Origin of the sequence: Bacillus sp. (in: firmicutes), assembly GCA_017656295.1 — a bacterium.
In the GTDB taxonomy this organism is placed as follows: Bacteria; Bacillota; Bacilli; order Bacillales; family JACDOC01; genus JACDOC01.
This window is the reverse complement of sequence record JACDOC010000003.1, coordinates 14,230-33,785: the sequence shown is the minus strand read 5'-3', so window position 1 is coordinate 33,785 and position 19,556 is coordinate 14,230. Positions and strand designations below refer to the sequence as shown.

20 protein-coding genes, 2 pseudogenes and 1 riboswitch are annotated in these 19,556 nt (G+C 36.9%); of the genes and pseudogenes, 17 read left to right on the top strand and 5 right to left on the bottom strand.

Annotation, left to right across the window (positions count from 1 at the left end; translation table 11 throughout):
- Positions 1-96: 96 nt before the first annotated feature.
- Positions 97-256, top strand: a pseudogene (locus H0Z31_04205) (transposase).
- Positions 257-586, top strand: a pseudogene (locus tag H0Z31_04200) (IS3 family transposase).
- 65 nt (positions 587-651) lie between these two features.
- Here H0Z31_04200 and H0Z31_04195 read toward each other — a convergent pair.
- On the bottom strand, positions 652-1,152 hold the full coding sequence (locus H0Z31_04195; GenBank protein MBO8176643.1) for an inorganic diphosphatase: 501 nt from the start codon (positions 1,150-1,152) through the stop codon (positions 652-654).
- Between the two features lie 164 nt (positions 1,153-1,316).
- A riboswitch (FMN riboswitch) is annotated at positions 1,317-1,452 on the top strand.
- A 145-nt stretch (positions 1,453-1,597) separates the two neighbouring features.
- Here H0Z31_04195 and H0Z31_04190 point away from each other — a divergent pair.
- Positions 1,598-2,179 carry an ECF transporter S component gene (locus H0Z31_04190; GenBank protein ID MBO8176642.1) on the top strand — a complete coding sequence of 194 codons (582 nt, stop codon included), beginning with the start codon at positions 1,598-1,600 and terminating at the stop codon, positions 2,177-2,179.
- Between the two features lie 219 nt (positions 2,180-2,398).
- Here H0Z31_04190 and H0Z31_04185 read toward each other — a convergent pair whose 3' ends face one another.
- A complete protein-coding gene (locus H0Z31_04185; protein MBO8176641.1) occupies positions 2,399-2,647 on the bottom strand; it encodes a ferredoxin in 249 nt (82 codons plus the stop codon).
- 226 nt (positions 2,648-2,873) lie between these two features.
- Here H0Z31_04185 and H0Z31_04180 point away from each other — a divergent pair, with 226 nt between their 5' ends.
- The 5 genes from H0Z31_04180 (at position 2,874) to H0Z31_04160 (ending at position 7,155) form a co-directional block, all read left to right on the top strand.
- Positions 2,874-3,959 carry a helix-turn-helix domain-containing protein gene (locus H0Z31_04180; GenBank protein ID MBO8176640.1) on the top strand — a complete coding sequence of 362 codons (1,086 nt, stop codon included), beginning with the start codon at positions 2,874-2,876 and terminating at the stop codon, positions 3,957-3,959.
- Complete coding sequence (locus H0Z31_04175; protein MBO8176639.1) at positions 3,919-5,412, top strand: ATP-dependent DNA helicase RecQ; 1,494 nt, start codon at positions 3,919-3,921, stop codon at positions 5,410-5,412. Before H0Z31_04180 ends, H0Z31_04175 begins: the two co-directional genes overlap by 41 nt.
- 12 nt (positions 5,413-5,424) lie before the next feature.
- A complete protein-coding gene (locus H0Z31_04170; GenBank protein ID MBO8176638.1) occupies positions 5,425-6,012 on the top strand; it encodes a CPBP family intramembrane metalloprotease in 588 nt (195 codons plus the stop codon).
- On the top strand, positions 6,009-6,605 hold the full coding sequence (locus tag H0Z31_04165; GenBank protein ID MBO8176637.1) for a LysM peptidoglycan-binding domain-containing protein: 597 nt from the start codon (positions 6,009-6,011) through the stop codon (positions 6,603-6,605). Before H0Z31_04170 ends, H0Z31_04165 begins: the two co-directional genes overlap by 4 nt.
- Before the next feature lie 94 nt (positions 6,606-6,699).
- The gene (locus H0Z31_04160; protein ID MBO8176636.1) at positions 6,700-7,155 is read left to right on the top strand and encodes a DUF2663 family protein; all 456 of its coding nucleotides are present in this window, start codon (positions 6,700-6,702) and stop codon (positions 7,153-7,155) included.
- 9 nt (positions 7,156-7,164) lie between these two features.
- On the opposite strand, the gene H0Z31_04155 is transcribed toward H0Z31_04160, so the two are convergent.
- The 3 genes from H0Z31_04155 to H0Z31_04145 form a co-directional block, all read right to left on the bottom strand.
- Complete coding sequence (locus tag H0Z31_04155; protein MBO8176635.1) at positions 7,165-7,734, bottom strand: manganese catalase family protein; 570 nt, start codon at positions 7,732-7,734, stop codon at positions 7,165-7,167.
- Between the two features lie 94 nt (positions 7,735-7,828).
- Positions 7,829-8,089, bottom strand: coding sequence for a spore coat protein CotJB (locus H0Z31_04150; protein MBO8176634.1), 261 nt, complete (start codon positions 8,087-8,089; stop codon positions 7,829-7,831).
- Positions 8,090-8,094: 5 nt separating this feature from the next.
- Positions 8,095-8,313 (bottom strand): spore coat associated protein CotJA, encoded by a 219-nt coding sequence (locus H0Z31_04145; protein MBO8176633.1) that lies wholly within the window; start codon positions 8,311-8,313, stop codon positions 8,095-8,097.
- A gap of 217 nt (positions 8,314-8,530) precedes the next feature.
- Here H0Z31_04145 and H0Z31_04140 point away from each other — a divergent pair, with 217 nt between their 5' ends.
- The 9 genes from H0Z31_04140 to sleB all read left to right on the top strand — a co-directional run bounded on the left by H0Z31_04140 (position 8,531) and on the right by sleB (position 19,546).
- The gene (locus H0Z31_04140; GenBank protein MBO8176632.1) at positions 8,531-8,884 is read left to right on the top strand and encodes a hypothetical protein; all 354 of its coding nucleotides are present in this window, start codon (positions 8,531-8,533) and stop codon (positions 8,882-8,884) included.
- Between the two features lie 18 nt (positions 8,885-8,902).
- Entirely contained in the window at positions 8,903-9,670 is a 768-nt protein-coding gene (locus H0Z31_04135; GenBank protein ID MBO8176631.1) for a metallophosphoesterase, read from the top strand.
- A gap of 295 nt (positions 9,671-9,965) precedes the next feature.
- A complete protein-coding gene (locus H0Z31_04130) occupies positions 9,966-10,541 on the top strand; it encodes an adaptor protein MecA (protein ID MBO8176630.1) in 576 nt (191 codons plus the stop codon).
- A 173-nt stretch (positions 10,542-10,714) separates the two neighbouring features.
- On the top strand, positions 10,715-11,983 hold the full coding sequence (locus H0Z31_04125) for a Glu/Leu/Phe/Val dehydrogenase (protein MBO8176629.1): 1,269 nt from the start codon (positions 10,715-10,717) through the stop codon (positions 11,981-11,983).
- 94 nt (positions 11,984-12,077) lie between these two features.
- Positions 12,078-13,046, top strand: a complete 969-nt coding sequence (gene ypdA, locus H0Z31_04120) for a YpdA family putative bacillithiol disulfide reductase (GenBank protein ID MBO8176628.1) — start codon at positions 12,078-12,080, stop codon at positions 13,044-13,046.
- Between the two features lie 254 nt (positions 13,047-13,300).
- The gene (locus tag H0Z31_04115) at positions 13,301-14,266 is read left to right on the top strand and encodes an asparaginase (GenBank protein MBO8176627.1); all 966 of its coding nucleotides are present in this window, start codon (positions 13,301-13,303) and stop codon (positions 14,264-14,266) included.
- A gap of 586 nt (positions 14,267-14,852) precedes the next feature.
- The gene (locus tag H0Z31_04110) at positions 14,853-17,600 is read left to right on the top strand and encodes a dynamin family protein (GenBank protein ID MBO8176626.1); all 2,748 of its coding nucleotides are present in this window, start codon (positions 14,853-14,855) and stop codon (positions 17,598-17,600) included.
- 340 nt (positions 17,601-17,940) lie between these two features.
- Positions 17,941-18,627 carry an intramembrane metalloprotease PrsW gene (gene prsW / locus H0Z31_04105; protein ID MBO8176625.1) on the top strand — a complete coding sequence of 229 codons (687 nt, stop codon included), beginning with the start codon at positions 17,941-17,943 and terminating at the stop codon, positions 18,625-18,627.
- 100 nt (positions 18,628-18,727) lie between these two features.
- Positions 18,728-19,546 carry a spore cortex-lytic enzyme gene (gene sleB / locus H0Z31_04100; protein ID MBO8176624.1) on the top strand — a complete coding sequence of 273 codons (819 nt, stop codon included), beginning with the start codon at positions 18,728-18,730 and terminating at the stop codon, positions 19,544-19,546.
- Positions 19,547-19,556: the final 10 nt, after the last annotated feature.

The following is a 19,556-nucleotide window of genomic DNA, read 5'->3' as shown; positions in this document are numbered from 1 at the left end:
GAAGAGGGAAAGTGGTCTTAACCCCTACAGGTAGACATTAAAAAAAGAGAGCATGGTATGATGTTCTTAATAGTCTTTTTGGGAGGGGGTTTTTCTATGGCAAAAAAGGGACAAACTTATACATCATATAAAACGTGAAGTAGTTCGTTTGAAGTTGGAGGAGGGCTGGTCTTATCGTCAGCTTCGTGAACAATTTGGGATCAAGAGCGATGCTCAAATTGCTGAGTGGGTAAAGAAAGTAAAAAACAATGAGTCGTTGGACACCTTGAAGCAATTAAAGGGAAAACCATTTACTAAAAAAGCACTCATTCATTTAGATCAAGGATTCCAATATACAAAACTAAGGCGTATGAGAAACAAGTAAAGGAGGAAGCCATTCCCGAAGAGGAAACTGCCTTGATAATGCCTGTATTGAAAGTTTCTTCTCACATTTAAAGACCTAGAAATTGAATTTAGTGCGTTTTAAAACAATCGATCAAGCATATAGGGGATTATGGAGTATATAGATTTTTACAATAAAGATCGATTCCAAGAAAAATTCAACGGCCTTTCCCCGATTGAATACCGAGAAAAGACCGCAGCTTAATATACTCTTTTTTTCATTGTCTACTTGACAGGGTTATGTGCAAAGTTGTCCCTCTTTTTTATATATTATTTCTTGCTTTCTTCGTAGCGAGCAAGGCACTCGTCGATTAATTTTGCTGCAGCTTCTGGGCCTTCCCACGTACCAATTTCTGTTTTCTTACCTTGTAAGTCTTTATATCGTTCAAAGAAGTGAGCAATTTCTCTTAATTTATGTTGTGGTAAATCTTCGATAGATCGAATTTCATCAAAGCGTGGATCCTCAACAGGAACACCAATTAATTTTGCGTCTTCTTCTCCGCTATCTACCATGTTTAAATAACCGATGACGCGCGTATCAATGACGCATCCTGGAAATGTTGGGTTTGTTGTGATGACTAAAATGTCTAGTGGATCGCCATCAAGGGCAAGCGTATTTTCTAAGTAGCCGTATTCAGCTGGATAAAACATAGGTGAGAATAAAACGCGGTCTAACTTAAACACACCACGCTCTTTGTCAAATTCGTATTTATTTTGGCTACCAGTAGGAATTTCGATAAATGCTTCAACGACTTTGTTTTCGAAAGCCATATTCGTTCCTCCTTTAATTGTATGTATGCCTTTTTATTATATTCGAACTACATATAAGTATCAAACGATTATTCTATATGGTTCGTTTTTTATAATATCTTGAAATCAAAATATTTGACTTTCTTTCAAAAGATTATTACAGTATAATAAACGAAAAAAATATGATTCATCTTCGGGGCAGGGTGAAATTCCCGACCGGCGGTGATGAAGGAGTTCCTTCTAAGCCCGCGAGCCCTTCATTGGGCAGGATTTGGTGCGATTCCAAAGCCGACAGTATAGTCTGGATGGGAGAAGATGAAGGTATTGCCAACATGCGTTTTTAAAAACGTTTATTTCAGTATGCCTACAATTCTCCCTCAAGCGTGTCTTGAGGGTTTTTTCATGCATGAAGGCAAAACCTTTCTTCTTGTCGTACGATGAATCACAAAAAGGAGAGAGGAAACAAATGAATAATGGAAGACTCAAAAGATTTGTATCTATTGGAATGTTGAGTAGCATCGCTTATGTTTTGATGATGCTCAATTTTCCATTCCCAGGTTTTCCGACGTTTTTATTAGTCGATTTTAGTGACATCCCTGCGCTTGTCGGAGCCATTTTGTTCGGTCCTTTGGCAGGAATCATCATCGAGCTCATCAAAAATATTTTGGACTATTTTATCACAGGAAGTGAAACAGGAATTCCAATTGGGCATGCGGCGAATTTTACGGCAGGAATCTTTTTCATTTTACCTACCTATTATATTTATCAACGCATGAAGTCTACACGTGGAATGACGGTAGCCCTTGTAGTAGGAACACTTTCAATGGCTGTAAGTATGAGTATATTAAACTATTTCGTCTTTTTACCTGCGTATACATTCTTTTTAAATATGCCGGCCATGAGTGGACCTGAAGCACGTCAATTTATTGTATCAGCTATTTTTCCATTTAATGTCGTGAAAGGATTGTTAATTACGTTCGTTTTTACATTAATATTTATTAGACTCCAGTATTGGTTGAATAAACAATCTGTCATTCATGGAGCTTAAATAAAAAAGAGGATTACATCATTCTTTCATTTGGTGTAATCCTCTTTTTATTGTAGTTAAATTGTACAATTACAGGAATATTTTGTCATAATAATATTTTGTGTCTGGAAAGAATAATTCATTGTCCAAAGTGCTACTGTAAAACGTGTAAGTATATACATTTTAGCCCATATTATTTTCCAAAAAAAAGGCTAACAAAAAGAATGTTAGCCTAAACGATTATTCGAATTTCAATGGGTCTCCGTCGAACGGTTCATCCGCTACTTTAATAGAATCCGTTGGGCAACCTTCGAACGCATCCATCATATCGTCATGTAAAATTTCAGGTACTTCAGCAATACCTTGGTTGTCATCTAGCGTAACAAAGGCAATACCTTCATCGTCGTAGTCGTAGATGTCAGGTGCAGCTGCGCCGCATGCTCCACATGCAATGCAAGTCTCTTTGTCAACAATCGTATATTTTGGCATGAAACTACCTCCCAATAAAGTTGTCTATATAATCGATATTTATTCACGTATCAACAGAAGATGATACAAAAAATGGTGTCATTTACTATTCTAAAGGTGAACTTTGAACATTTCAATAAAAATGTTATAACGTTCACATAAGGAAAAGGGGAAACAATTATACCATATCTTATTTAGCTCATGATAAAATAAGTACATAAAAAATAGGAAAAGGGGATGGACCTTTATGACATATTTTCAAGCCATCCTTCTTTATTGTTTTCAACAAATTCAAACGGAACGGACGATGGCTTCAGTTTTTCATTTACTAAAAGGGAAGAAATCTTCGCAAACGATTCAAGACTCGTTTTTATATAACTTATATATATTTTTTCATTTATTCCCGTTTTTAAAACGGAAAGATTTTGAAAACGAATTGGAACAGCTATCGACATATGGTTGGATTTACTTACAAGATGGTCGCGTGCAAGTTACGGAACAAGGAAAACAACAAGTGTCTGCTTTTTTTCAACAGGAATCTTGGCCTTCTTACTTAAACGGATGGAAATATCAAGATGCAGCCATTGTGTTTTGGAAAAGGTTGACTTTAAGCGTACAAGTTGTGTCTAACTTGATTTATTATCAAAAGGAATATTATCCAATTCAGCGAGAGACGAACGTATTACGTTGGATGAAATGGTGGCTAAAGCAACATTGGACGAATCGTCGGGATTTAGCTAACAAATTATATGATGAATTGTTTACTCTTTTTCAACATGATGCTCCTGAAGACCCGTCATTAGTTGTGTACCGTTTAACAGGGGCTAAACGAATTGGAATGACAGGCTTGCAAGTAGCGGAGTCGTTAAATATACCGTATGATACGTATTGGGTAAAGTTTATTCATATCCTTCATTATGCTCTTCAAACCATACAAAAACATAAAAAAGATTATCCATTACTTTATTCAATGGTAGAAGACCTTTTAACCCCTTTATCGTTAACAAATTCAACAAAAGAAACGTATCAACTCATACAAAAAGGGTGGACGATTTCTAGAATTGCTCAATACCGCTCTTTAAAAAAAAGTACGATTGAGGATCATATCATTGAAATTACGTTAAACGATCCAACCTTTTCAATTGAACCGTTTGTCGACAACGAAACGATCCGCCAAGTTCGTGAAGTTGCAGCTTCGATGAAAAATCGTCGGTTGAAGCCGATTAAAGAACGACTACCGCATGTTGAATATTTTCAAATACGACTCGTGTTAGCAAAGTACGGTGAGGTTTATGAACATACACTCTCTTCTCAAGAAAAAGTTCGGTTATAATTCATTTCGTCCTGGCCAAGAAGAGGTCATTCAATCCGTCATCTCAGGCCATGATACAGTAGCGATGCTTCCAACAGGTACAGGAAAATCATTATGTTATCAATTACCAGGCTATTATTTAAAAGGAACGGTTTTAATTGTTTCTCCGCTCCTTTCGTTAATGCAAGACCAAGTAGAACAATTAAAAGTCAAAGGGGAAAAACAAGTCGTTGCTTATAATTCGTTTTTATCTGTATCTGAGCGAAAAGCAGTTTTAGATAAACTGCACCGTTATCGCTTCGTTTTTATTTCACCGGAAATGCTCAAAAATGAGCGGGTGTTAGAACGACTGAAAAGGATTTCTATTTCATTGTTTGTCGTAGATGAAGCTCACTGTATTTCACAATGGGGATACGATTTTCGTCCTGATTATTTAAATTTAGGTAACGTTCGTCAGCTATTAGGAAAGCCAACGACATTAGCCTTAACTGCCACGGCAACAAAAAAGGTGAGGGAAGATATTATTCAACTGTTGCACCTTGACCAACCGAAAGAATGGATTTTTTCCGTAGACAGACCAAATATATACATTCATGTGGAACATGTTTCGGACATGCAAGAAAAAGAGGTACGACTATTACATCTCGTTCAACAGTTACAAAAGCCAGGTATTATTTATTTTTCAAGTAAACGGTTAGCAGATGAGATGGCGAAAAAAATGAGACAAGCTGGACTTAACAAAGTTGCTAGTTATCATGCTGGATTGGATCAAGATGAGCGAATTCTGATTCAGCAACAATTTCTTTATCAACAATTAGAAATCATTTGTGCGACGAGTGCATTTGGCATGGGAATTAACAAAGAAAACGTACGCTTTGTTATTCATTACCATGTTCCTGCGCAAATGGAGTCGTACGTACAAGAAATTGGTCGTGCGGGAAGAGACGGAAACAAAAGCATCGCTATTTTGTTATACATGGAAGGGGACGAACACCTTCATTACGGTTTAATGGAACAAGAACTTCCGACCGACGCTCAAATCGATACGTTTTTTTATGAACTTTATCGGTTAAAAAAATGGCCGGAAGAAACGATGCTAACAGAAATACAACAATCATTACAATTGTCGGATGTGCAGCTTCGTTTTTTACTTCACTATGCTGAACCGCTCAAACAACGACCGGCTCAAAAAGTCCAAGTTGAAGAAATTACCCAACAGATAAAAAACGACCGTGATGTACGCAGGCAAGAAAGGGTTAGAAAAATACAAGAGATGAAACAATGGGTGGCCTCTTTCACATGTCGACGTGAAGGTATTTTATCTTATTTTGATGAAAGGTTGGACCATTGTCCACTAAATTGTTGTGATCAATGTGGGACAAATGTAGACTTCTATTATCAAACGAAGAGTGAAATCAAAGATGAGTCTAAGGAGCAATGGGAAGATATTTTATCCCAATTATTTTATAGATAAGGGGTACAGTAGATGGGAAAACGGCAGATGGATATATTAAAAAACATAAGCGATAAAGAACTCCTCTTTAGCCTTTATTTTACGCAACTAACCCTATTTGTCTTATCTGTAATTTTCGGTATAGTTGAATATGAAGATACCCAGCAATGGCTTTTCCTATTTCAAGGCGAGGGAATCGACATACTAGTAGGTGTTATGGTTGGGCTAATCATCGTACTTATCGATATCATCGGGATGAAAGTGTTACCTCCCTCTTATTATGATGATGGTGGGATCAATGTTCGTCTGTTCCAGCATCGGTCCGTGTTACATATCTTTTTCATTGCAGCTGTCGTTGCCTTTTGTGAAGAACTGTTTTTTAGAGGCGTACTCCAAACGACATTTGGCTGGTTTCTCGCCAGTTCTGTCTTTGCCCTTGTTCACTTTCGTTACTTTAGTCATTGGTTTTTAATCTTTAATATTGTGCTGCTAAGTTTCTTTTTCGGGTGGATGTATGAAACGTACACAAGCTTACCAATGATGATCGCTTTACATTTTACGATTAACTTTTTTCTTGGTCTATATATTCGAATGCAAAGTGGGAAGGAGGAAACGCATTGAACCATCACCCTTTTGAAGAGCAAAACGGATGGAAGACGGAGGAGTCGATTTCTTCTTTGCCCCCACGCAGTACCGTTCATTCGAAAAAAAAGACAAAAACGAAATGGAAAGTCCAATATCCGCTTTTGCGCTTTTTGTTATTCTTTTTTATTTTGTTACCAATTACAATCTTTTCTATCTATACATACTGGCAACACGATGAAGAAACAATTCCAGCTTCTATTGAAAAAGGTGGGAAAAAAGTAATTGTTGATGCTCTACCGATTGAGACGGACAAGGAGATGAACTTGGAGGAAGAACCTGCCTTTCCGTCCGTATCTTTAGAAGAACTTTCGGAAAAAATGGAGTTGAGATCAGCAGAAGAACAGTCAACATTATCAATTAGTAGTCCAAAAGAAAGTGAAAAAGAACATGCCGAACCAAAATATCATATCGTTTATCATACGGTTCAGCCTGAAGAGACATTATACCGTATTTCCATGAATTACTTTCATTCCAAAGAGGGAATCGACATTATTAAAAGTTGGAATGGATTAAATGATAACGAAATTAAAGTAGGACAAGTGTTACAAATTCCATTACCTCGTGAATAGGAAGTGGTCGATTAGAAGACCACTTTTTTTCATGATTTGATGGACGAGCTCATATACATAATATTAGCCAATCGGTTACAGGAGGGAAGAGACGGTGGAATCTTCAATTATCATGCTCGATGATTGGACTGACCAAGCGACGAAGCAGCTATTGCAAAATGTGGTCGAACGCAAAAAAAAATACGAAAAGATGAAAAAGATGCATTTGTTGTTTTTATGGTTCGCTGTTTTTTATTCGTTCGGTTACCTTTATGTATTGTATCATACAATCATTGAACCTTATTCTTATTCATTATGGATCATGTTGAGTAAATTTTTCCAACATTCGTATCAGCTTTACACCTTCTTAATAGCGGTAGGGTTGTTTGGTGGTGTGAAAATTTATCACGACAAAAAAGAAAAGGCTGAAACGGAGTTTCATGCCTTACGTTGTGAAATTATTGATCGTAGCAAAGACCTATGGAGAAATGAAGGATGGATGAATCGCCATAAAGTTTTTCAAATGATGAAAGATAAATATGATATTAATTTATATCATGAGAGTAAGTAATTAGATCCATTAGAAGAATTTCTTACGATCTCGTTCTTCTTTTAAAATTTCTACCGCTTCACGAAAGCGTTGAGAATGAATAATTTCCCGTTCCCTTAAAAAACGTAATCCATCGTTTAAATCAGGGTCATCACTTAAGTTAATAATCCATTGGTAAGTGGCACGGGCTTTTTCTTCAGCAGCAATATCTTCATATAAATCAGCAATAGGGTCCCCTTTGGCTGCGATGTAAGAAGCAGTCCACGGGACTCCGGCTGCGTTTTCGTAAAATAACGCCTTATCGTGATTGGCATAATGGGCACCAAGTCCTGCTTCTTTTAGTTGCTCAGGTGTTGCATCTTTTGTTAGTTTATACACCATCGTTGCAATCATTTCTAAATGAGCAAATTCTTCAGTTCCGATATCCGTTAACAGACCAACAACTTTATCAGGTATCGAATAACGTTGGTTTAAGTAGCGAAGGGCGGCAGCAAGTTCCCCATCGGCACCTCCGTATTGTTCAATGAGATATTTTGCTAAACGTGGATTACATGTACTGACCCGAACAGGATATTGCAACTTCTTCTCATAAACCCACATGATTGACACTTCCTTTCTTGTACCATGTTTCCATCTTAACGGGCAGTTAGCCTTCAAGATGGGCGAATGAAACAAAGAAGATAGGTAGGGCACTTTATACTTGCCATGGCCATGGTGCATCTTTCCAATTCCAAGGAGAACCGGAATAACTGTATCCAAAATTGGTTAACGGACCAAATTGTTGTTCAAAAGCTTTTTTTACTTTTTTTCGCATCTGGATGTAATAATTGTATTGCTGGATCGCTTGAAGATCATTTGGATGAGTGTCTAAATAAAGCGTTAAATCTGTAATTACAAAATCAATGGCTTGCATTTCTTCCAGCATTTCATAGTAGCTTGCTGGCAGTTGCTTCATTGAACTCACCCTTTCCATTTTTCATAAGGACTATAATATGGATCGTAAAACACTTTCCAAAGCGTTCCTTTTCTTAATGCTTCTCTCGGACTGTATTGCGGCAAATTAGGAGGTTGAAATCCTATATATAAATTAGGTGGTGTCGAATACGTTCTTGGACCTAACGATGGACACGGGTCATATGGACTGACAAATGGATGATAAGTTTTATACAAAGTTGGCATGCATCAAACTCCCTTCAAAAGGTTTATCATCACATATATATGGGAAGAGTGCTTCAATCATGAAGAGAAAAAATGAATAAAAAATGTAAAGGATATTGTATGTCACGAACCTTGTGTTCGTCTCTAAACATAAAGTCATTTCTGTATTATATATTCATGAAGATGAATAACATGTCAAAAAGCCCTCTCTCATAGTATGATATGGGAGGGATTTTTTTTGTTTTTACACGTGTTATATGCCTTCATTGGAAGTTTTTGTACGTATTTGTTTACCCAGTGGGTCCCTATTAACACACCTTTTTATTTTGAAGAATGGCTGTTAGAATTTATTCTTGATCCGCTTTTATTTTTAGCAGCAGCGACGGTGTTCTTTATCGGCTTTTTAATGCAAGCCAAAATAGTCCATATTCTCATTCATCTCGTAACGAAACGTCTACCTTTTAATGGATGGGATATTGTTGCATGTTTGATTTTTTTAATCTCCTTATTTGTGCATATACAACTTGGGGTCATTCAAACAATGGCTATTTACTTATTTTCTTTGATCTATGGTTTTGTTTCAGTTAGATAGAAGATATAGGAGGAAATGATGTCTGCAATTCATTGGTTTATGTTTTTAAGCATAGGCGGTGGATGTCTTCTCATGATTATGTGGAAAAACGCCTTTCGCAATCACGTGAACAAACATACGTTTGGTTTGTCGCATTTCCCAAAGGAACGTGAAAGTTTATCTATTTTTTTTATTAGTGACATCCATCGGCGAGTTATTCATTCTTCAATGATTAAACAGGCAAAAGAAGCCGAAGTAGTTATCATTGGTGGTGACTTAACGGAAAGAGGAGTTCCCCTTACTCGAACGAGACACAATCTTCGTCTGTTGAAAAAAATCGGACCCGTCTTTTTTGTTTGGGGAAACAACGATTATGAAGTGGGGGAGCAACATTTAAAACAATTGTTGGAAGAAGAAGGTGTGATGATTTTAGATCAAGATATCTATACATATCAATCATTTACGTCTACAAACATTCGTTTGATAGGCGTGAATTATTTTCGAACGAGCCGAAATCAGTTAGAGCCATTATTTCAACAATTAAATCCACAAGATGTTAACATTTTGATTTCTCATCATCCACGTGTGATTCGGCAATTAAAGAAGGCCGATCATATCGATTTAGTGTTAAGTGGTCATACACATGGGGGACAAATTCGTGTTTTCGGTCTTGGTTATTTCGAAAAAGGGGGCGTTCAAACTGGACCAATAACCACCATACTCACAAGCAATGGGTACGGAACAACCGGTGTTCCTCTTCGGCTAGGGGCACCCGCTGAAGCCCATCTCATTCGCCTCGGGAATTGAGAATAATGCGTGATACTTATCGGACCTTTCCTTCCTTTACACATGACCAATCATAATTTGGGAATGATAACATTAAAGCCATTATAGATGATTTTAGGGACTCGAAAGAGACATTCTTAAAAAAGGACCTGCTGTAAGCGTACGAAACAAAGACGGAAGTTTCATAAATATAACGGAATGTCACGTTGCCGAAAGTGAAAGGTAGAGATGGTGATTGTACCATGAATGCAGCGAACCATTTGTACCTTCTACACATACTATGATGGTAAAGCAAGATGTGTGGGAGGCATACATGATGAAGTTGGAGCGATTATCACCTAATCAACTTAAGTTTTCTTTTTCCTTTGATGAACTTGAACATGTAGGAATTTCTGATGGAAATTTTTGGGATGATGTCACCTTATGGCAAGATGTGTTTGATGATATGATGGAAAAAGCGTATCAAATGCTGGACGTTCCTTCAATGGGGACGGTGTCCATTGAATTAGCATCTTTCACACAGAAAGAAGTTGTCCTTATTTTAACGATTGAAGATCTCGATTCCTTTTTAGATGAATGGACTTCCTTTCATCAAGACAATGATTTAATTAATCCATTTCAAAAAGCATGTTATCAATTTCGTACGTTGGAAGACGTGCTATCATTAGCCCAACGCATCAACCAATCAAAAGTAATGGTGGATGGTTCATTATATTATTATGAAAAACAGTATTATATTATGATTTCAAAGCATGTACCCCAGGCAGCCAAAAGTTTGTTTGAAGAGTATGGTGATCAATCGTCTCTAGCCTCAGCTATCATTGAAGAGTATGGTACACTTGTTCTTCCAAAACAATGTTTCCAACAGCTTGTTTTGCATTTTTTTGGATAAGAGTCAAGTGCTTTCCATAATCAAAGATGTAATGTCAAGACGGAATGGTAGCGTTTGCAAAAAATATTCAAAAAATAATTTTTCTTCTTGCATAAATGTGGGAAAGGTGTATACTATGTCATGAAAGGCGAGACAAAATTCGCAAAAGTGATTTTTATTAGGAGGTTCACAAGATGGTAGCCGAAAAAAACACTAATAACGAAGACAAACATGACGTATTAAAAGCAACACAAACTGTCATACATAACGCTCTTGAAAAGCTTGGGTATCCTGAAGAAGTTTATGAGTTGTTAAAAGAGCCGATTCGTATGTTGACAGTTAAAATTCCAGTCCGAATGGATGATGGATCTGTAAAAATTTTCACTGGCTACCGGGCTCAACACAATGATGCGGTTGGTCCAACAAAAGGAGGAATTCGTTTTCATCCAAATGTAACAGAAAAAGAAGTTAAAGCGCTTTCCATTTGGATGAGTTTAAAATGTGGTATTGTTGACTTGCCTTACGGTGGAGGTAAAGGTGGAATCGTTTGTGATCCACGTGAAATGTCCTTTAGTGAACTTGAACGTCTAAGTCGTGGATACGTTCGAGCAATTAGTCAAATTGTCGGACCTACAAAAGATATTCCAGCTCCTGACGTATTTACGAACTCCCAAATTATGGCTTGGATGATGGACGAGTATAGCCGAATTGACGAATTCAACTCCCCTGGATTTATTACAGGTAAGCCACTTGTATTAGGTGGATCCCATGGTCGGGAAACAGCAACGGCAAAAGGGGTAACGATTTGTATTCGTGAAGCGGCAAAAAAACGAGGCATTGATATAAAAGGTGCACGCGTCATCGTCCAAGGATTCGGAAATGCTGGAAGTTACTTAGCGAAATTCATGCATGATGCTGGTGCGAAAGTTGTAGCAATTTCTGACGCTTATGGTGCATTATATGATCCAAAGGGGTTAGATATCGATTATTTATTAGATCGTCGCGACAGTTTTGGTACCGTTACGAAATTGTTTAAAAATACCATTTCCAATAAGGAAATGTTAGAACTAGAGTGTGATATTTTAGTACCTGCTGCGATTGAAAACCAAATTACGGAAGAAAACGCACATAATATTCGTGCAAAAATTGTGGTTGAAGCAGCCAATGGTCCAACAACGTTAGAAGCTACAAAAATTTTAACTGAGAGAGGAATCTTACTAGTACCTGATGTTCTTGCTTCTGCTGGTGGGGTAACGGTTAGCTACTTTGAATGGGTACAAAACAACCAAGGCTACTATTGGACAGAAGAAGAAGTAGAGGAAAAATTAGAGAAAGTAATGGTGAAAGCATTTAACAATGTATATGAAACGGCACAATCCCGTCGCGTTGATATGCGTCTAGCTGCTTATATGGTTGGTGTTCGTAAAATGGCTGAAGCATGTCGCTTCCGAGGTTGGATTTAAGCAAGACACATCGATTGCATCTATATTTAAAATCTCCTATCATAAAATGATGGGAGATTTTTTCTATGTGAACGTCTATAAGGAGTGAAACACCATGCAGAAAGAAGAAGTCATTATCGTTGGTGGCGGTCCATGTGGATTAGCCGCGGCGATTGCATTAAAGAAAATCGGCAAAAACGCTCTTATTATTGAAAAAGGAAATATCGTGAATGCCATTTATCATTATCCAACACACCAAACGTTCTTCAGTACGAGCGAACGGTTAGAAATTGGTGGAATTCCTTTCGTAACGGAAAATCGGAAACCGAAGCGGAACCAAGCATTAACCTATTACCGAGAAGTGGCCAAACGTGAAGCGCTCCGCATTCACCGCTTTGAAAAAGTGTTGTCCGTTGAGAAACAAGAAGACCGTTCATTTGTTGTTCAAACAACGAAAGGGACTTATACGAGTACGTATGTAATCATCGCAACCGGATATTACGACAATCCGAACTACATGAACGTACCTGGCGAAGATTTACCAAAAGTGTCTCATTATTTTAAAGAGGCACACCCATATTTTGATACAGATGTGGTAGTGATCGGTGGGAAAAACTCCGCTGTTGATGCCGCATTAGAATTGCATAAAGCTGGTGCCCGGGTCACGGTATTGTATCGAGGAACGGAGTATTCTTCTAGTATTAAGCCGTGGATTTTACCAGAGTTTGATTCCCTCATTCGTAACGGTCATATTGAGATGGAATTCAATGCACATGTGAGAGAGATTACGGAAGATAAAGTTTATTACGAAAAAGACGGGAAGATACATGAAATAAAAAATGATTTTGTTTTTGCCATGACTGGATACCACCCCGATCACTCTTTCTTAACGAAAATGGGAGTTACCATTGATCAAGCGACAGGAAGACCTTATTACGACCCTGAAACAATGGAAACGAATATTCCAGGCATTTTTATTGCTGGGGTCATTGCTGCGGGGAACAACGCGAATGAAATTTTTATTGAAAATGGTCGTTTCCACGGTGATTTAATTGCAAAAGCTATACATGAACGAGAACAATAAATGAAAAATGAGCGGATTCTATCGGAAACAAAAGAATCCGCTTGTTTTTGTTCAGACTAAAACAATTATTCAATTGTTGTTAAATCGTTCATTTGTGATTATGCAAACAATAAGTTTGAGTCATGCTTTTTGTCCGTTTAATCCTTTTGAAAAAATACAACATATTATTAGTATAAATTGTTCTTAAAAGTTATCCACAAATACAATTTTTGAGAACGAAATACATGTGTTATTATATTCTTGAGGTGGATTATATGAAAAAAGTGGTCTTAATTACAACAGGTGGAACTATTGCTAGTAAACCAACAGAAAAAGGAACTTTGGTTGCAGGAAAATTAACAGGTAATGAATTAGCTGAACTATGCCAACTCCCTAAAGGGATAGACATAAAGATTGTTGATTTGCTCCAATTGCCAAGTATGCATATTAATTTTAAGGCTATGTTAAAAATTAAACAAGCAATCGAAAGAGAGTTAGAAGATCCAACTATATCAGGAGTAATTGTTACTCATGGTACAGATACATTAGAAGAAACAGCATATTTTCTTGATTTGACTATACAAGACGAAAGACCAGTAGTTGTAACAGGTTCTCAACGTTCACCATTTGATGTAGGGACGGATGTTTATTCTAATTTAAAAAATTCGATTTATGTTGCCATATCTGAACAAATGAGAAATGCTGGTACAGTAGTTGTCTTTAACGAGAGAATTTACTCGGCTAAATACGTTAAAAAAGTTCATGCCTCTAACTTACAAGGCTTTGAATCATTTGGATACGGTTATTTAGGAATTATTGATAATAATGTTGTGAGCATTTACCAAAAACCTTTAAAGAGAGATAATTATGTAATTGTATCAGAAATACCTAGAGTTGATATTGTTAAATGCTATACTGAATCAGATGGAATTTTTGTTGATGCTTCTGTCAATGCAAATGCTAAAGGAATCATTCTTGAGGGAGTTGGCAGAGGACAAGTATCGCCATTAATGTTAGATTCGATTCAAAAAGCATTAGATAAAGGAATTTCAATTGTTGTGACAACCAGCTCTGAAGAAGGTAAGGTTTATCCTGCTTATGAATATAAAGGTAGTGCTTATGATTTGATGAGTAGAGGAGTTATTTTGGGGAATGATTATGACAGCAAGAAGGCGAGAATTAAATTAGCAGTTATATTAGCAGCAAATCAAAAAGTGACTCAGGAACATTTCAAATATTAAAGCTTTTAATATTAAAGTAGACCTAATAATTTTAATATAATATTGAATATACAAATAGTTGAAACAAAGACGCTTGGGTAATTTTTAAAAAACCAAGCGTTTTTTTTGTTTGTTCTTCAACTATCTGCTTCTGTAGTTGAAAAACGTCCCTACTCAAAATAAATATAACAGATTACCCATTATGTTTAAGCTTCTTGTTCAAGCGTCTTGAAAGAAGGTTGGCAGCAGAGTAATTAGGAAAAATGAAGTATATGAAGAGTCACGGTAAGTTGAAAAAACGGATGATAAAACCAAAAAATAACATTAATCAGAAACCAAATAAGGTAAATCGTAAGAATATTTTTTGTAAACCCTCCAGCACAAATTGAAGCTGCACTATTCAGGAGGACTAAGCAACTTGTTTACAATTAATTTCAAATAATAACATAAGTTGGTTAGAATTTTCCGCTGTGTTAAAAATCTGTATTATAAATGAAAACAAATTGAAACTTTATGCAAAAATAAGTCTGTTAGAATACAAAGGATAGAAACAAGTATTTAATACGGTATAAAAATATACTTTTTAAATATAGGTTGGGGGATAAACATGACGTTAGAGAATCAACTGATCAAAAAAACATTTTATGAAACATTTTTAAAAGCAGATGAAAAAAATCCTGTCCGTGTGCTTGGAGAAGCTTTTCTTGCCGGGTATAAAGATGAGACAGCTGACATTTCCACCATCCGTTTTGCCCAAGGAGAAGTATATTTTCATAACAAAGATTATGAAGCTGCTATTTTCAAATGGGAAAACACTCATAATGATTTAGAACCGTGGGCAAAGAAAAATATAGCGGATTGTTATTATGAACTTGGCCAATTATCAACAGCTGAAGAGATTTATAAATCCATTGATACAGAAAGCAGTGTCTTACAATCAGAAGTTGCACTGCAGTTATTTTCGATTTACATAGATCAAGGCAGGCTGGAAAAAGCTGACCAAGTGATTAAAAAAGCGCTATCCTTTAATCCGGACTATCCGAATGTTACTGACATTGCTCGTGCCTTTTTCGAAAAACACAAGGATTGGAAGAGCGCAATTGAATTGGCAGTAAATGAAGCGATCCGAACAGAGTCTCATCACTGGTTTGATATTTTAAAAACATATGCAGAACAAGGATTAACAACAACCTTTGAACCGCATTATTATTCAAAATGCTTAGTCGTGTTATACGAAGTGGATCAGACAAGATTTGAACAGTTAGTACAGGCATTATGGAATAGTTACAAAAACGAGCGTTCATATTTTTCATGGCTGAGGGAATTTAACCATATTTTCTTAAATATCGATGTAAACAGGCAACGCCATTGGGAATACCTTCCAAAACTTTATCAGGAAACTTATTTCGAATTGATCGATGGAAAGTATTTATTGAAAGAACTCGCAGAGATTATTCCGAATATCTTAACGAACTGGATCAAAATAATCGATCATTCTCATGCTTTATTTGCTTCTGCAGCGGTATTGGCATGGAGCGAGAGATTTCCATCAAGTATTAGTCCAGAGGTTGTCAATGATGCTGAAAATCTTATTTTCAATTCCCTTAATGAGACAGACGGTTTGGAATGTAGCCTAACATTATTCGATTCCATCGTAAAATGGGCGGAAGCGCAGCATGTTGATCCAGGTTACCGCTTTAGATGGATCATCCGAGAACTGGTAGATTTTCAAGCACATCATTTATTAGTAGCTGGAACTTCCGGAAATGGAAAGTCTACCTTTATCAATTCGGTCCTTGGAGAAAATATCCTAACTGCTCCGACATCTTCAGTTATTGTATTTAAGGGGGATGATGAGACGGATATTAGAAAAATATCCGATGAAGAAATATCGACCTTTTCAAGTTTCCACGAATTCCAGGAGGCAGTAGATAGACGACTGAATAAGGCTTTTGTGAATACGATTATTGAGTTCTCATTTCCATCGCCAATTTTGCAGGAAAACGGGCTAGTTCTTATTGATACGCCGGGAATTAGTGACCGTAATCGTATGGAAGGTACGTTGAAATATCTGCATTTTGCCGATAGTTTATTATTTGTCCTAGATGCGAACGATCCATTTACCGAAAAAGAACAAGAGATCCTCATGCAGATTCGGGAATGTGCGCCTAATCTTCCAATTCATTTTCTGCTCAATAAAATCGATGAAATTTATAATGAACAGGAAGCTGCAAGTATTGTTGAAGACACTCGAGCGAGAGTTCGCGCATATTTTCCGGAGGCTCAGGTGTTTGCCTATTCGTCACATGTAAGAAGCAGAAAACAACAAAATGATCTAGCAGCGTTCTTGAAAAAATTAAACAAACCAATTGCTGAAGACGATCGAATTGAAAAAATATTAATTTTTATTCGTAAATTAATTAGGCATTTATTAGATAAACGGGTTAAAATGGAAAACACCCTAGTTGATTTGATTAAATGGAATGAAGAAATGGCCACAAAGCTAAGTGGTACAATCAATCAATTAACTGATTTGAAAGATGAAAAAGCCCTAGTGATTACAAAAACGTTCCATAAAGTCTTGGAAGAAATCAGATCGGATCTATCCGAAAATATTCCGAAAATTTTACAAGGCTGTTCTGATATAATTCAAGAAGACAGTGATTTCCGTAAAATTCACCTTGAACTAAATGATGAGATGAACAGGCGAGTACATGCTTATGTCAATGATAAGGTTTTACCTGAGCTTTATCGTTCGCTTCAGGAATGGATTTTAACGGCAAATGATGAACTTAAACACTGTCAATCTTTCCTTGATGAAATAAGTGATGGGTTTAATGCGTTGTATGGAGAAGAACGGCTTAAGCTAAATTGCGACTTTGAAGTGCTTGATGACTGGCGCCGGGATGCAGACCGGATGACAAGCAGTGTGCAAATTGATAAGATAAATATTGTTCTCCGCCGCACACCGTATCAAATTTTATTGAAAAGTGCCGGCAGGCTGTTTGGAACCTTTCAGCAAAACAATGCGATGTTATATAACAAATACAAGCAGTTTGTTGAAAATCAGGATTATTTAGACGTTACCGAATCAATCATGAACAAGTTGCTGCTGCCATTCGAATTGTTTGAGAAATCACTGGAACGAGATATTTCGATCTTCTTCCGAAACCCATTTACTGTATTGAATTATACTGTAGAAGAAACAAAAAAAGAAATTAATGATAAAGAAAAAGAGCTGGAGAAAATGAGATCGAATCCGCAAAAATTCCGTGATCCGCTAACATTGTTTGAAATAAAACTCCGCCAATACGAGTGGATTACAACTTCCACAAAAGGAGTTCCTCAAGTATAACAAGATTTAAAGAAAAAATCGGTCCATGAGGCCGATTTTTTCGTTATAAAAATCTTTAAAGGTATAAACTGTTCGCTTACAACGGGTTTTCATCTCTCGGCTTTTAATTCCATTTTCCGTTTCTTCTACCATAGAAATCGTTCCACCCAAAAGAAATAATATTTATATTTAACATGTTCACCGAGAAGTCTCCCTCCACTAAACGAAGTGTAGGTGGGAGAGGTTTAATAGTCGAATCCCTCTAACATCTATTTCCATTCATTGGCCAAACTGATTGTCTATTTTCATCGATTGATTTCCATGATACGATTAAGAAAACAGAAAGAAAAGAGGTCATTTCATGCTGGTCCTCATTTCCGCTGGTATTGCTCCTGGTTTAGCTTTATTAAGCTATTTTTATTTAAAAGATGAATTTGAAATGGAACCAATCAGCACGGTAATTAAAGCGTTTTTATATGGCGCGGTTTTAGTATTTCCGATTATGTTCGTTCAATACGTGTTTGAAGCTGAACAGGCCATCCCGTACGTTTGGATGAAAGCTATCGTCTTTGCAGGGCTATTAGAAGAATTTATGAAATGGTTTATGTTATATTTTGCTATTTATCAGCATGTTGATTTCACAGAACCTTATGATGGAATCGTGTACGGCATTAGTGTGTCGTTAGGGTTTGCCACTGCGGAAAACATTTTATTTTTGCTAGCAAATGGAATTGAGTTCGCGTTTGGGAGAGCATTATTGCCAGTATCGAGTCATGCGATGTTTGGAATCATTATGGGGTATTATTTAGGAAAAGGGAAATTTTCTAATGGACGAAAGGCATGGTGGCTGTTATTATCGATTGTTATTCCGTTTATTCTTCATAGTTTCTATGATTTAATATTATTAACTCAAACGAAGTGGCTTTTTTATATCGTTCCTTTTATGTTATTTTTATGGTGGCTCGGATTGAGGAAAGCAAAACTAGCCCATCATTTATCTGCTAAGCATTATTTGGAACAAACAAACGACCCTTCTCTTCGATTTTGAAGAGAAGGGTTTTTTATTAGAGATTTTGAGACGATTGTATAAAAATTGCTCGATAACAAAATATAAGTATAATGCTACTACTTTTGGAGGGAAAGGTAAGATGAAGAAACGGACATTGTACAAATTGGTGGTTATCGTCACCATTAGTTGTTTATGGCTTTCCGTTCAAGCCACACCATCCCCTACGCATGCATTTACGAATCAAGTGATTCAAAAAGGAGCGGTTGGAGACGATGTGATTGAACTACAAGCCCGTTTGCAGTATATCGGCTATTATAACGGGAAAATTGACGGTGTCTTCGGCTGGGGAACGTATTGGGCGGTAAGAAACTTTCAATACGATTTCGGGTTGCCTGTAGATGGACTAGTAGGGCAAGATACAAAAGATAAACTAATCAGAGTATCAAAGTATCATGAATCGTTTGTAAAAGAACAAATCCGCAAAGGAAACGAATTTACTCATTATGGTGGAGTCGCATTAGACAAGCAAGTGAAGAAAAGGGCAACGAGGCAGTATACATCACCAGAAACGAGAGCTACTGCTGTTAACACACCGAATGGCTTTTCGCAAAACGACATTCAATTAATGGCTAACGCTGTTTATGGAGAAGCTCGTGGAGAGCCATATGAAGGTCAAGTTGCGGTCGCTGCGGTCATTTTAAATCGGATAGAAAGTCCTTCGTTTCCGAATACTGTGTCGGGAGTCATTTTTGAGCCAGGTGCATTTACGGCTGTTGCCGATGGTCAAATTTGGCTAGAACCAGATGAAACAGCAAAGAAAGCCGTAATAGATGCAATAAACGGATGGGATCCAACAGGAAATGCGCTGTATTATTTTAATCCAGCGACAGCTACTAACAGTTGGATTTGGTCAAGACCACAAATTAAACAAATTGGGAAACATATTTTCTGTAAGTAAGGAGGGTGGA